This is a genomic window from Propioniferax innocua (assembly GCF_006716235.1).
GTDB lineage: Bacteria > Actinomycetota > Actinomycetes > Propionibacteriales > Propionibacteriaceae > Propioniferax > Propioniferax innocua.
Genome location: NZ_VFOR01000004.1, coordinates 1 through 13,785 on the forward strand (window position 1 = coordinate 1; position 13,785 = coordinate 13,785).

The 13,785-nt window shown below is 65.3% G+C and carries 11 protein-coding genes; 6 read left to right on the forward strand and 5 right to left on the reverse strand.

Going from position 1 to position 13,785, the window contains the following annotated elements:
- The 4 genes from FB460_RS12020 to benA form a co-directional block, all read right to left on the reverse strand.
- On the reverse strand, positions 1-848 hold an 848-nt coding region (locus FB460_RS12020; RefSeq protein WP_211345992.1), incomplete at its 3' end, for a hypothetical protein.
- Position 849: 1 nt separating this feature from the next.
- Positions 850-3,618 (reverse strand): benzoate 1,2-dioxygenase electron transfer component BenC, encoded by a 2,769-nt coding sequence (gene benC, locus FB460_RS12025; protein ID WP_142094451.1) that lies wholly within the window; start codon positions 3,616-3,618, stop codon positions 850-852.
- A gap of 123 nt (positions 3,619-3,741) precedes the next feature.
- Entirely contained in the window at positions 3,742-4,257 is a 516-nt protein-coding gene (gene benB, locus FB460_RS12030) for a benzoate 1,2-dioxygenase small subunit (RefSeq protein ID WP_142094452.1), read from the reverse strand.
- A gap of 13 nt (positions 4,258-4,270) precedes the next feature.
- The gene (gene benA / locus FB460_RS12035; protein ID WP_142094453.1) at positions 4,271-5,749 is read right to left on the reverse strand and encodes a benzoate 1,2-dioxygenase large subunit; all 1,479 of its coding nucleotides are present in this window, start codon (positions 5,747-5,749) and stop codon (positions 4,271-4,273) included.
- 236 nt (positions 5,750-5,985) lie between these two features.
- Here benA and FB460_RS12040 point away from each other — a divergent pair, with 236 nt between their 5' ends.
- Positions 5,986-6,525, forward strand: coding sequence for a DUF421 domain-containing protein (locus tag FB460_RS12040; RefSeq protein WP_170210090.1), 540 nt, complete (start codon positions 5,986-5,988; stop codon positions 6,523-6,525).
- Positions 6,526-6,662: 137 nt separating this feature from the next.
- Here FB460_RS12040 and FB460_RS12045 read toward each other — a convergent pair whose 3' ends face one another.
- Complete coding sequence (locus tag FB460_RS12045) at positions 6,663-7,892, reverse strand: geranylgeranyl reductase family protein (protein WP_281281849.1); 1,230 nt, start codon at positions 7,890-7,892, stop codon at positions 6,663-6,665.
- 212 nt (positions 7,893-8,104) lie between these two features.
- On the opposite strand from FB460_RS12045, the gene FB460_RS12050 reads away from it, so the two are divergent.
- The 5 genes from FB460_RS12050 to FB460_RS12070 all read left to right on the forward strand — a co-directional run bounded on the left by FB460_RS12050 (position 8,105) and on the right by FB460_RS12070 (position 13,721).
- The gene (locus FB460_RS12050; RefSeq protein WP_142094456.1) at positions 8,105-9,424 is read left to right on the forward strand and encodes an MATE family efflux transporter; all 1,320 of its coding nucleotides are present in this window, start codon (positions 8,105-8,107) and stop codon (positions 9,422-9,424) included.
- 74 nt (positions 9,425-9,498) lie between these two features.
- A complete protein-coding gene (locus FB460_RS12055; RefSeq protein WP_142094457.1) occupies positions 9,499-10,473 on the forward strand; it encodes a methionine ABC transporter ATP-binding protein in 975 nt (324 codons plus the stop codon).
- Positions 10,470-11,150, forward strand: a complete 681-nt coding sequence (locus FB460_RS12060) for a methionine ABC transporter permease (RefSeq protein WP_142094458.1) — start codon at positions 10,470-10,472, stop codon at positions 11,148-11,150. Before FB460_RS12055 ends, FB460_RS12060 begins: the two co-directional genes overlap by 4 nt.
- Positions 11,151-11,253: 103 nt before the next feature.
- Positions 11,254-12,081 (forward strand): MetQ/NlpA family ABC transporter substrate-binding protein, encoded by an 828-nt coding sequence (locus tag FB460_RS12065; RefSeq protein ID WP_142094459.1) that lies wholly within the window; start codon positions 11,254-11,256, stop codon positions 12,079-12,081.
- 188 nt (positions 12,082-12,269) lie between these two features.
- The gene (locus FB460_RS12070) at positions 12,270-13,721 is read left to right on the forward strand and encodes an alanine/glycine:cation symporter family protein (RefSeq protein ID WP_142094460.1); all 1,452 of its coding nucleotides are present in this window, start codon (positions 12,270-12,272) and stop codon (positions 13,719-13,721) included.
- Positions 13,722-13,785 lie beyond the last annotated feature (64 nt).

Here is a 13,785-nt window from a genome sequence, read left to right on the forward strand (position 1 = left end):
CGCCGCGTGGTCAATGCCCCCAGCTCGACTGCCCGGTCCACGACCTCACCGGCGTTCTCCCCCAGCCCGGCCACCGCAGCCGCATCCTCGAAAGTGCACCAGCTCCCGATCGCCGCGCACGCCTCGGTGAGGGGACGCACCTCGGGATCTGCGAGCCAGATGTCCTCGATCTGACGCAGTGCCCCCGCCGTGGCAGGCAACGGAGTGTCCGGGGATCGCCATTCGGCAGGGTCGTGCTGCTCCAACAGCTCCAACGTCGCCGCGGTCGATCCGGCCGTGTGGTCAGCCAGACGCCTGGCGGTGTGATCGTCGAGCGATATTCCCAACCTGGCGCCCAGGCCCTGCACCCCAACTCCGTCGAGTCGATCGAGACGCACCGTCGTTTCACGGTGGGCACGCGCGATCTCACCGAGATCACCGGCCTGGGCCTGCGCCGTGGAGGCCGTCAGCACCACCAGGACCGGTGTGCTGCCCAACCGGTGGACAGCCGACGACAGGGCCTGCAAGGACGCCGGGTCGGCGTCACCGGCTTCGCTCACCGCCAGGACGCGACGCCCCTCGGTCAACCCCAGCAGAGGATCCTCGACGTCCAGTCCAAGCCGTTCCAGTACGCCACCGGGCTGTTCCCGTTCCCACGCCAGACCCGTCACCTGGGTGTAACGGGGCCCGTCATCGTCCCTGTCCAACAACGGCGCCACCCACGTGTGCAGGGCTGCTGACGCATCGGCCACATCCTGTGCAAGCAGAAGAAGGATCGATGCCCGCCCGGCCAGAGCCCGTTCCACGTGACGGCGGACCGTCTCGGCGGGATTGCCGAGCCGGTCCGCGTCATGAGAGCCGTTGAACATGTCAGCCCAGGTCGCCGCCGGCGACAGGCAGGATCTGACCGGTCAGGTACGAGCCCTCGTCACTGGCGACGAAACAGATGGCTGCCGCCTGCTCATCGAGCGTTCCGTAACGTTTCAGCAGACTCGAGTCGACGGTCTGATCGACCGTGACCTGATGCCAGGCCTCCTGCTCGGCGGTCTCTGGTTCACCACCACGCGGGATGCGGCGCGGCGGCGCTTCAGTACCGCCCGGTGCGGTGGCCACGACGCGGACGCCGTGCTCGGCCGCTTCGAACGCGAGCGACCGCGTCAGCGCATTGACGCCGCCCTTCGCGGCCGCGTACGGGAGACGGTTGAGACCCATGGTGGCGGTGGAAGACACATTGACGATGGTCCCATGCCCCTGCTCGTACATGTGCGGCAGTACCGCGCGGGCACCCCACAGCGTCGGATACAGGGAGCGGTTGATCTCCGCCACGATCTGATCCTCGGTGTAGTGCTCGAAGGGCTGACGCCAGATCGTGCCACCCACCACGTGGATCGCGACGTCGATACGCCCGAAGGTGTCGATCGCCCTGCGCACGACCGACTGCGCACCGGCGTAGGTTTCCAGATCGGCGAGTTGTGTGACCACACGTCCGCCTGCTGCGGTGAGCCTGTCGCCCAGCTCGAGAAGGATTTCACTGCGGTCCGCAAGAACAAGATCGCCACCTTCGGCGCTGATGCGTTTGGCGACGGCCTCACCGATCCCTTGGGCGGCACCGGTGACGAGCACCACCTTGCCGCTGAAACGTCCCGGGGTGATGAACCTCGGTCGGTCCTGTGCCTCGGCGTAGGCCCGCCGTGTGGTGATCTTGGATCGTTCGGCGTGAGCGATGAACAGCGCACGGGCACGTTCGCGGTCCCCCGCTTCGAGGGCGTCGACGATGTCGAGATGGTCCTGCCCCACCAGCGGGTGGCACCAGGTGGCGTGTTCGAGCGCTTCCTCCATGGCGTTCTTGACGCCCAACCGCACATAGGCCTGACGCAGATGGTCATTGCCGGTGAGGGTGAACAGATAGTCGTGGAACGCCGCGTTGGACTCGATGAACCCCAACGGGTCCACGAACCGATCCCCCTCGATGTGCGGGAGGGTCGAGTTGGCGAGAAGCCGATATCCGGCGATCTGACTGCTGTCGAGACGCCCGATCACCATCTCCAATGCACCCAGCTCGAGTGCGAGACGGGCCTCGAACACCGAGTCGGACTGGTGCACCGGTGGATGCTCCTCGCCGATCTCGTAACCGTCCTCCGTCGCATCACCTGGAACATGGGTGGCGGCGATGCCGGCAGGGGCGCCCCCACCGACGGACTCCACCTCACGGGCCGGAAACTGCTCCACACCCAGCAGGGTTCGGGTGCCCTGTTCCTCGGCCAGCGCGCGGTCAGCGTCGAGCGGCGTCACCTCACCAGAACCACGAGCCTCGAACCGCTCCACGCCCAGCATCGAGCGTCGATCCTCGGCCGGCTCGGGCGTCGTGGCGGCCTCCGCGACGGGTTCAAGGTCACGCGCTGGGAACTGGACGGTGCCGAGCAGCCCTCGAGCCTCGGCTCCGGCCTCCAGCAGACGCCCCGTGCCGGCAGGTCGCGCAGCGGGTGCGGCGCTCGCTCCGGAACCATCGCCGACCAGCGCCTCCCCGCGAACGGGCGGGGCCGTGGCCACCGGGGGACGCTCCGGTGTCGAACGACGCTCGTCGGGGGTCAACTCCTCCGCCGGCGCACCGGGCTTCTCGGCGCTGGTGGCATTCGGAGTGAATTTCTCGTAGAAGAACCCGTTGGGTTCCACCGCGAGGTCGTCCTTGAAGTAGGCGCGAACGGCCTCGACCATCGGCGGCGGGCCACAGAGATAGACCGCGGTGTCACCGCCGTGAAGATGGTCGGCGGTGATGTAAGGCATCACGAAGCCTTGGTTCTTCGCTTTGGTGTTGGGGTCGGAGACCACGTAGTCCCACGTGAAGTTCTTGAGTCCGGAGGCCAGTTCTTCGAGTGTGTCGAGTTCGCACACGTCGAGGTCCTCGGTCGCCCCGTAGACGAGATGCACCGTGCGGTCCGACCCGGAGCGACGCAGGGTGCGCAGCATCGCGAGCATCGGAGCAAGCCCGGTACCACCGGCCACCATGAGCACCGGACGGTGGGCTTCACGCAGGAAGAACGATCCATTCGGCCCGGTGAACTCGACCTCGTCACCCACCTGTGCCCGCTCGGCGAGCCACGTGGAGAGAAGCCCATCCGGGACGATCTTGACAAGGAACTCCAGTTCGTCGGTCTCCGGGTCATTCGCAAACGACAACGAACGGGTGTCGTCGCTGCCGGGAACCTTCAGATTCACGTACTGGCCCGGCAGGTACGCCAGCTCTTCCCGGTTCGGGATCGACATGCGGAATCGGATCACCTTGGGGCTGTGCTTGGTAATCTCGCTGATCGTGGCCCTGTACGTCCGCGCCTGCGTCTTCGCGATGGCGGACGTGCTGTTGATGCCCACCACCATGTTGGATTTCGGCTTGGCCTGGCAGGCCAGCAGGAATCCTTCGGCCGCCTCGGCGTCGCTCAGGGCATCCTCGACGTAGTCCCCGGCGTCGTAGTCGCCGGATTCCCAGCGCGCCTTGCAGGTTCCGCAGGCTCCGTCATTGCAGTCGACGGGAATGTTGATGCGTTGCCGGTAAGCGGCGTCGGCGATGCTCTGGTCGTCGGCCACCGTGATGAAACGGGTCTCCCCGTCTTCGAAGTTGAGTGCGACCTTGTAGTCAGTCATGGCTCCCTCTCCGGGTGCTCCGCAGGCAGGATCGGCGGGCCGACCGGCCGCGTCCAGATCCTTCTGGACAGGTCGTTCCGGGCATGGTCGTTCCGGACGCGGCTCGGCCTGCGGGCAGGGTGATCAGATGTGGTAGATGTCCACGACGTGGTGGATGTAGTCGTTCTTCAGCACCACGGTCTTGCGGCGGATCAGCGGCGATTCCCCACCGAAGTCGATGGTGTAGAAGGACGTCCCGTAATAGGGGTCCACCGTGTTGTAGCGGAAATACATCGTGTGCCAGTTGAAACGGATGTCCACCAGGTTTCCACGACGCTCGATCACCTCGACGTTGGTGATGTTGTGACTCGTCCGCGGTTCCGGGATGGAGGTCGCGCTCGACCGCTCGGTGCGGATACGGAAGACACGATCTTCCAGCCCACCCTTGTTCGGGTAGTAGATGAGGGACATCTCGGTCTGGGGATCCTGCGTGAGCTCCTCGTTGTCATCCCATGAGGGCATCCAGAACTCGACGTCATCGTGGTAGCAGTCCAACCACTTCTCGAATTCACGGTCGTCGAGATAGCGCGCCTCACGGTAGAGGAACTGCTCGATCGTGGTCTGGTCGATGTAGACCTGCTGGCCCGTGGTCTCGGTCATCTGTGTCTGCTCCTCAGGAACGCTTACGCGCGGTCGTCTTCTTGGCGGTCGTCTTGCGAGCGGCCGACTTCCTTGCCGGGGTCTTGGTGGCTTCCTGCGCAAGCTCGTGCGCGGAGCCCGCCACGGCCTTGGCCTGATCGGCGCCCGCCCGAGCCGTGTCGGCACCGGCGACCGCATTGCGCATGACCTGCAGCCAGTAGCCATGCTGGATCGGGTACAGACCCTCATCCTCATTGGTGGCCCCTGATGAGAGGACACCGCTCATCCCGAGCGATTCGGCGACCTCGTCGGGGCCGTCGATCCAGTGCTCGGCGCCGCGGCTCATGTCGTTCCACGGCGCATTGCTGGCGTGGAAGGTGAACTGACAGGAGCGGAACTCCTCCAGATCATCGGGCGTCGCCATACCCGAGGCGTTGAAGAAGTCCTCGTACTGGCGGATTCGGTGCGCGCGAGCCTCAGGGCTCTCGCCCTTGGGCGCGATGCAGTAGATCGTCACCTCGGTCTTGTTCGGCGCGATGGGACGGAAATGACGGATCTGTGTCGAGAACTGATCCATCAGGTACACGTTCGGGTACAGACACAGGTTGCGCGAACCCTTGACCATGAACTCGCCCTTGGCGTCCCCGAACTCCTCCTTGAGCTCATCCATGATCGGCGCGAGAGGACGATTCTCCCAGTTGGACGCCCACGTCCACAGGCACAGGTGCCCGTTGGGATACGACCAGTAGCCACCACCGGTCTTGCCCCACTTTCCGGCGTCCACGGTTTCGGTGGTGTTCTTCGACTCACCGGTGGAGCGACGCGATGTGGTGGCGGCGTAGTTCCAGTGTGTGGCGGTCACGTGGTAGCCATCGGCCCCGTTCTCGGCCTGCACCTTCCAGTTGCCGTCGAACGTGTAGGTGGACGAACCGCGGAGCACCTCCACCCCCTCGGGCGACTGGTCGACGAGCATGTCGATGACCTTGGTGGTGTCACCGAGATGCTCCTCGAGCGTGAGGACGTCGGGGTTGAGGCTGCCGAAGATGAAGCCGCGGTAGATCCCGATCCGCGGGATCTTGGTGAGGTCGTGTGAGCCGTCGACGTTGAACGTCTCTGCGGGGTACCCGGCACCGTCGGGGTCCTTGACCTTGAGGAGCTTGCCGTCATTGCGGAACGTCCAGCCGTGGAAGGGGCAGGTGATCGTCAGGCGATTGTCGGTCTTCTTGCGGCACAGCATCGCGCCGCGGTGCGCGCAGGCGTTGATGAGCCCGTTGATCTCGCCGTCCTTGGAGCGAGTCAGCATGATGGGCTGACGGCCCATGTAGGTGGTGAAGTAATCACCCGGATTCGGGAGCTGGCTCTCATGCGCCAAGTAGAGCCAGTTGCCCTCGAAGATGTACTTCATCTCGAGCTCGAAGATCTCTTCATCGGTGAACATCGCCCGGTTGGCCCGGTAGATGCCCTTCTCGCGGTCATCAATGATCGCGTTGTCCAGATCGAACTGCATTGTCATGATGTACACCCTCCAGTGGCAGCGTCGGCACTGATCCCGTCATGGCGATCGTGGCGGCAGTCGTTGCCGCTCCCCATTCACTCTGCCCCCGGGGACACCTAGGGTGCCCCAGTCATAACCCTAGTAGTGACCTAGGCGCCCGGGTTCGGGAATCTGTTCCGCCTTTCGGAACAACAGGCGGCGGGCCATCCCACCCCACATGGACCCACCCCGGCAGGTGGGTGCACCATGCGGTCATGGACTTCACAGCACGGCTCTGGCAGGAAATCGGCACCTCGGCACCGCACCTTGCGGGGGTCCTGATCTCGGCCGTCGTGCTCTACCTGACCTTCACCGTGATCCTTCGATTCTGGGGGCAACGGTTGTATGCCAACCGCTCCGGCACCGGACTGGCGGTGGTGCTGGTACTCGGCGCCATCGTCGGGCGTTCCATGCTCGGCCCCAACGCCACACTCCTGGGAGGACTCACCTGCCTTGCGACCCTCGTCCTGCTCGAGTCGATCTTCGGCACCGGCCGCCGGGTCGGCCTGCTGAGTCATCGCCGAGCGGTCCTCGTCTACGACCACGGACACCTGGATCGTCGCGCCATGCGCCGCTACCACCTCCACGAACACGTCATGTGGGCACGCCTGCGCCAATCGGGGGTCGGGTCACTGGACGAAGTGCAGGGCATCGTCCTCGAAGCCGACGGAAGCCTGAGCATCCTCCGCAGCGACACCCCGCTGCACCCCGAGATGTTGACCAACGTGCGGAACGGAGCACGGTTACTCGACTGAGCAGAACCCGATCGGCCAAAAGGGACGGGCCCCGACGGCGATGGGTGATCGCTCGCATTTCGTTCCCCCTGAGCGACACAGGAGGGAAATCTTCCCTCCTGTGTCGTTCAGCAGCCCGCAAATGCGAGCGAAGCCGCTCAGCGGAACGGCGGCCGGGCGTCGAGCGCCACCGAGCGGCGTCCGGCCCAGCGCCACAGCCGTGCGGCGAGGTCGCGGTCGGATTCATCGAGCAGATTGCCCATCCAGCGCAGGGCCAGCGTCATCAACGGTTCCGAACGCATGCCGATCGGCCCGAGCGTGGGAAGAAGCCCCGGCACCGTGATCAGCCCGGAGAGACGCCGCGCGATGGAAAACCCTTCGCCGTAGTGCTTGGTGAGCACATCGGGCCATGCACCTGAAACATCGTCGGTCTCGGTGAACAGTTCCACCAGTAGACGCGCGGTCTCGAGGCCGTAGTCGATGCCCTCACCGTTGAGGGGGTTGACGCACGCGGCGGCATCCCCGATGAGGCCCCAGTTCGGGCCCGAGACACCGGAGACCGCACCGCCCATCGGCAACAGGGCCGATGCCTTGTCCTGCGGGGTCCCCCGGAGCTGGAAGTCTTCACGGCGCAGCCGGGCGTACACGTCGATCAACGGACGAACCGCGAGCTTTGCGGGACGCTTGGCCGTCGCCAGAGCACCCAACCCCACATTCACCCGGCCATTGCCAAGAGGGAAGATCCAGCCGTACCCGGGCAGGTTCTCACCGTTCTCATCGCGGAGCTCGAGGTGGGAGCTGATCCACGGATCATCGCTCATCCCCGATTCCATGTAGGAGCGGCCCGCCACCCCATAGACGGTGTCGCGATGCCATTCGCGCCCGAGCATCCGCCCCAACGGAGAGCGGACGCCGTCGGCCACGATCAGCCGCTTGCACTCCACATTCCACGGTTCGCCGTCTCGCCGGAAGATCACCTCGGTGACACGTTCGCCGTGCCGGACGACGTCGATGGCTTCAGCACCGTCCACCGCTTCGGCCCCTGAGTCGATCGCCAATGTGCGCATGTGGTCGTCCAGCTCGGTGCGGGCCACAGCGGAGCCCCAGTCGGGGAAGGCACCACCAGGCCACTTCAGGTGCAGACGCTGGCCGAATCCGTGCGCCCGCAACCCCTGGTTGACGGTGTGCCCACGGAGCCATTCCCCCAGGCCCAAGCCCTGCAGTTCCTTGACCGCACGTGGGGTGAGCCCGTCACCACACGTCTTGTCGCGAGGAAACACCGCTCGGTCGGTCAACAGCACATCCATGCCCTGCTTCGCCGCCCATGTGGCCGCAGCCGCACCCGCGGGCCCAGAACCCACCACCAGAAGATCGGTCTTCACCTTCACCTGCACCCCTTCTAAATCGCCACTCCAGCCTACTGGCGTACCCCACCGGTGAACCACCGCGACAGCAGCCTGCCTCGCAGATCGAGGCACTGCCGATGTCCACAACCGACCAGTCGATCGCCGGCGAGGGCATGGCCCTGGGGCTCCACCCATCCGCCAAGAATCCGGTGGGCGGTTGTGGACATCTTCGGCTCCATGCCTAGAGTGAGCCGGTGTCCGCCCAACCTTCACGCAGCCACAGCCGTGAGATCCTCGCGCTCGCGATCCCCGCCTTCGCGACGCTGATCTCCGAGCCGCTGCTGATGATCGCCGACTCTGCGGTGGTGGGGCACCTCGGAACTTCCGAGCTCGCAGGCTTGGCGGTGTCGACCAATATCCTGACCCTGCTGGCCGGGCTCTGCGTTTTCCTCGCCTACGGCACCACCGCGACCGTGGCCCGCAGACTCGGCGCCGGCGATCGCGCGAAGGCCCTGTCCGGCGGCTTCGACGGAATGGTGCTCGCCACGCTCATCGGATTCACCCTGACAGTGGCGCTCGTGGCATTCCTGGGGCCCGTGATCGGAGCCTTTGGCGTCGATCACGCCACCGCAGACGCCGCCCACACCTATCTGTCGATCACAGGGTGGGCCCTCGCCCCCATGTTGGTGATGCTCGCCGCCACCGGCGTCCTTCGTGGCCTTCAGGACACCCGTACGCCCCTCTACGTCGCGGTCATCGCGAACCTCACCAACATCGCTTTGAACATCGCTCTGGTCTATGGCTTGGGTCTGGGCATCGCCGGTGCGGCCATCGGCACACTGCTCGCGCAGACCGCCGCCACCGGTGCCCTCTGCCTCGTCGTTCTACGAGGGATGCGACGCGAGCGTGTCCGGCCCGCGTTCAACCCGGCTGGCGTCCTCGCCTCGGCGCGCGACGGAGGGTGGCTGTTCGTGCGCACCATCACGCTGCGGGCGAGCATCCTGCTCACCGCTTTCGTGGCGGCACAGATGGGAGCGGCTCCGCTGGCCGCCCACCAGGTGACCACGAGCCTGTGGAACCTCCTCGCATTCGCGCTCGATGCCCTGGCCATCGCTGCCCAGGCGATCATCGGACGCCACCTCGGCGCTTCCGACCCCGACCGTGTGCGCGAACTGACCAGGCTCATGGTTCGTTGGGGCATCGGCGCCGGTATCGCTTTCGGTCTTGCCATCGCAGCCGCGGCACCATGGATCGGGTGGCTGTTCACCTCCGACCCAGCGGTCCATGACCACGTACGCAATGCTCTGTGGGTGGTTGCCCTCACCCAGCCGCTGTCCGGGGTCGTGTTCGTACTGGACGGGGTCTTGATCGGCGCCGGTGATGGACGCTATCTCGCGATCGCCGGAGTCATCACGCTCATCGCATTCGCACCGTTGGCCCTCGCCGTTCATCTGATGGGCGCCTCACTGCCATGGCTGTGGGTGGCTTTCGCCGCCTTCATGCTGGCACGGGGGGTCACCCTGTCGCTTCGAGCGCGCACCGATCACTGGATGCGGCTGGGCCTCGATATGTGATCCTCGACACCATTGAGACACTTATCGTCTCAAAAGTATTTCCTATGGGTGGATGCGAGATAAGGTCATGGGCTGTGATCGAGTTGTCCGGAGTCTCCAAGACATTCCCCGGCCGCCGTGGCCCCGTCCACGCGGTCGACTCCGTTGACCTCTCGGTTCCCAAGGGAACGATCCATGGCGTCGTGGGCCAATCCGGCGCGGGCAAGTCCACGTTGATCCGCTGCGTCAACATGCTCGAACGCCCCGACGCCGGCAGCGTGCAGGTCTCCGGGCAGGAACTGACCACACTCTCCCCCGCAGCCCTACGTACGGCCCGGCGCCACATCGGCATGATCTTCCAGCACTTCAACCTCCTGTCGTCACGCACCGTGGCCGGGAACATCGCGCTGTCGATGGAGCTCGCCGGGATTCCCGCCCGCCCTGACCGCATCGAGGAACTCGCTGAGATCGTCGGCCTCCATGGACGTCTCCACGAGCACCCCTCACGTCTGTCCGGCGGGCAGAAACAGCGTGTCGGCATCGCACGTGCCCTCGCCACGAACCCTGCGGTGCTGTTGGCCGATGAAGCCACCAGCGCACTGGATCCGGCCACCACCGATCAGGTCCTCGCCCTCCTGCGCCGCTTGAATGCGCAGCTCGGTCTCACGATCCTGCTGATAACCCACGAGATGGGGGTGGTCCGCAACATCTGCCAGAGCGCCTCCCTCATGGAGAACGGCAGACTCGTCGAATCCGGGGTGGTGGCTGATCTCGTCGGCCACCCCGGTTCAGTGCTGGCCGAACGGCTCTTCCCCCTGGTCACCGAGGAAAGTCCCGATCATGGCTGGATGCTCGATCTGGCGATCACCTCACCTCTTCCCGTAGGTGACCTGTCACTGCGCCATCGCTGCGAGGTGACGCTGCTCGCTGGAAGCGTCGAGCAACGGGGCGGGACGCGTGGCCGTGTCCGCATCCTCGTGCGTGGAGTCAGTGACCGTGAGGCGTTCCTCGACGACCTCAAGCGGGTCGGTGCCGTGGTCAACCATTCCCACGGGGGTGACTCTGCATGAACTGGTCTCGCCTCGCCGAACAGGTGCTCGAGGGCACCATCGACACCTTCTACATGTGTGGCCTGACGCTGGTGTTCACCGTCCTCATCGGGCTGCCCATGGGCGTCTTGTTGGTGGTGCTCGACCGCGGGGGCGTTCTCGACCGGCTCGGCGGGTCGCGTCTGCTGAGCCGAGTGACCCACCGTGCTCTCAGCATCATCGTCGATATCGGACGCTCCCTGCCCTTCATCATCCTGATGGTGGCGTTGATCCCGGTGACGCGTTTCATCGCCGGCACGTCGATCGGCGCGACAGCTGCGGTGGTCCCTCTTTCCGCCGCCGGCATCCCGTTCTTCGCGCGATTGGTGGAGATCGCCATTCGGGAGGTCCCCGGGGGTCTGGTGGAGGCCGTGGAGTCCATGGGTGGCGGCCCGTGGTCGGTGATCCGCACCGTCCTTGTCCCTGAGGCTCTGCCGGCGATGATCCTCGGCCTCTCCACCACAGTGGTCTCCCTCATCAACTTCTCGGCCATGGCCGGCGCGATCGGCGCGGGGGGCCTGGGAGATGTCGCGGTGCGCTTCGGCTACCAGCGGTTCGAACCGATGTACGTGGTGGTCGTGGTGATCGAACTGGTGCTCATCACCGGTCTCGTGCAGTCTGCGGGCTCGTGGGCGGCCCGCCGAATGTCCAAGCGGTGAACCACCTCTTCCCGGTTCACCGCGCCTCCAAGCCTTTCCAAGAACACCGGGATCGCCGTCAAAACGACGCGAGCGATCCGATTCAGAACTTCAGGAGAAAACCATGACCGCCTTCGGCACAACACTCCGGCGAACGAGCACGACAATCGCCATCGGACTCACCGCAGCCCTGGCACTGACCGGCTGCGGGGCTGGTGGGAACGACCCCGCCGACCCCGACGCACCCCTCGTGGTGGGCGCCAGCCCCGAGCCCCACGGCACGATCCTCAATTTCGTGGAGGATGAGCTTGCCGAGGAGGCCGGGCTGGAGCTCGAGGTCGAGGAGTTCACCGACTACGTGACCCCGAACCAGGCCCTCGACGAGGGTTCACTCGATGCCAACTTCTTCCAGCACGAGCCGTACCTCGACGAGTACAACGCCTCCCATGGAACGGATCTGGTCGCGGTGAGCGGCGTCACCGTGGGCCCGATGGCGGTGTACTCCAACAAGCTCGACGATCTGGGAGCGCTCCCCGACGGTGCCACGATCGCCGTTCCCAATGACCCCACGAATGAGGCTCGGGCTCTCAGGGTGATCGCCGATGCCGGGCTCATCACCCTCCCCGAAGATGGCCAGACCCCCGATGACATCACCGAGAACCCCAAGAATCTGCAGTTCGAGGAGCTCGAGGCCGCCCAGGTTCCCCGATCCCTCGATGATGTCGACGCCGCGGTCATCAACGACAACTACGCGCTCGAGGCCGACTTCACAAAGGAGGACCAGCTGAGCGTCGAGAAGGTGGAGGGCAACCCGTATGCGAATGTGCTGGTGACACGCCAGGAGAACAAGGACGACCCACGCGTCCAGAAGCTTCTGGAACTGCTCCAGGCGCCTGAGACCCAGAAGTTCATCGAGGATGAGTACAACGGTCTGATCCTGCCTGCGGAGTGATCCGCGTCCTGATCCGGCCTGCGGAGTGATCCGCGTCGCGCGTACGACTCGGCCCGTCCGGTCAAGAGCCACGGCCCCATCACTGTCACAGTGGTGGGGCCGTCGCGTCTTATTTTGCAGAACCTCTGGACGGAACGCATGTGAGCCAGTAGCTTGCGGCCGTCACCATTCAAGGCCAAGGGGGGCCCATGCAGGACGTCATCGAATCGATCAACAGCGCTTTGGAAGCCATCAGCGGCGTCGTGTGGGGACCATTCCTGCTCATCCCGCTCCTGCTCGGAACCGGACTTTTCCTGACGATCAGGCTGTCCGGCCTCCAGTTCCGCAAGCTCTTTCCCGCGCTGCGTCTTGCTCTGATCGACCGGTCCGACGAGGGAGCCGACCACAAGGGCGACATCTCGCAGTTCCAGGCACTGACCACCGCACTGGCCGCCACCGTGGGCACCGGCAACATCGTGGGCGTCGCCACCGCCATCGCCATCGGCGGGCCAGGCGCCCTGTTCTGGATGTGGTGCACCGGCCTGGTGGGCATGGCGTCGAAGTACACCGAGGCGTTCCTCGGCGTCCGTTTCCGCACCGATGACGCCGCCGGGGAGAAATCCGGCGGTCCCCAGTACTACCTCGAGAAGGGCGTCGGCGGCGGTTTCGGCAAGGCTTTGGCCTTGATCTTCGCGGTGTTCGCGTTCCTCGCCTCATTCGGTATCGGCAACATGACGCAGGGCAATTCCATCGCCGAGAATGTGCAGCACTCGTTCAACGTGCCCATGTGGGTCACCGGCATCGTGTTGACGGTGATGGTGCTGGTGGTTCTGATCGGCGGGATCAAGGCGATCGGCAAGGTCACCGCTGGCCTTGTCCCTGCCATGATCGTGCTCTATGTGGGCGGCGCCATCTACATCCTGATCGCCAATGCCGGGCAGGTCCCCGCAGCCTTCGTCCAGATCTTCACCGACGCGTTCTCCGGCACCGCCGCCACCGGTGGCTTCGTCGGGTCGGCCATCATGGTCGCGATCCAGATGGGTGTGGCCCGCGGCATCTTCTCCAACGAGTCGGGCATGGGCTCGGCAGCGATCGCCGCAGCGTCGGCCAAGACGCACCACCCCGTGCGCCAGGGCCTGGTGTCGATGACCCAGACGTTCATCGACACCATCGTCGTGGTCACCTTCACCGGTCTGGTGATCATCACCACCGGCACCTGGACCGGCGGCGAGGACGTCGCGGCCACCATGACCGGTCAGGCCTTCTCGCACGGGCTCCCCGGCCAGTGGGGTCACTGGATCGTCACTCTCGCGCTGGTGCTGTTCGCCTACTCCACCATCCTCGGCTGGGCTTACTACGGCGAACGCTGCGTCGAGCGTCTGGTGGGACGCGGTGGCGTCATGCCATATCGCATCCTGTTCGGACTGGTCGTGTATATCGGGTGCACCATCCCGCTGGCCGTGGTGTGGAACTTCGCTGACGTGATGAACGGGCTCATGGCGATCCCGAACCTCATCGGCCTGCTGATCCTCTCTGGGCTCGTGGTCCGCGAGACCCGCAACTATCTGATCAACGACCCCCAGCTGCGGGCCAATGCCGACGAGATCGCCGACTTCGCGCCCACGCCCGAGCATCTTGAAGCTCAGGACCCCCACAACTGAGCCCCACCTCTACCCGATGCCGCGTCTGCGCGGCACAACGTCGAGCCGGGGATCTTCGGGCACA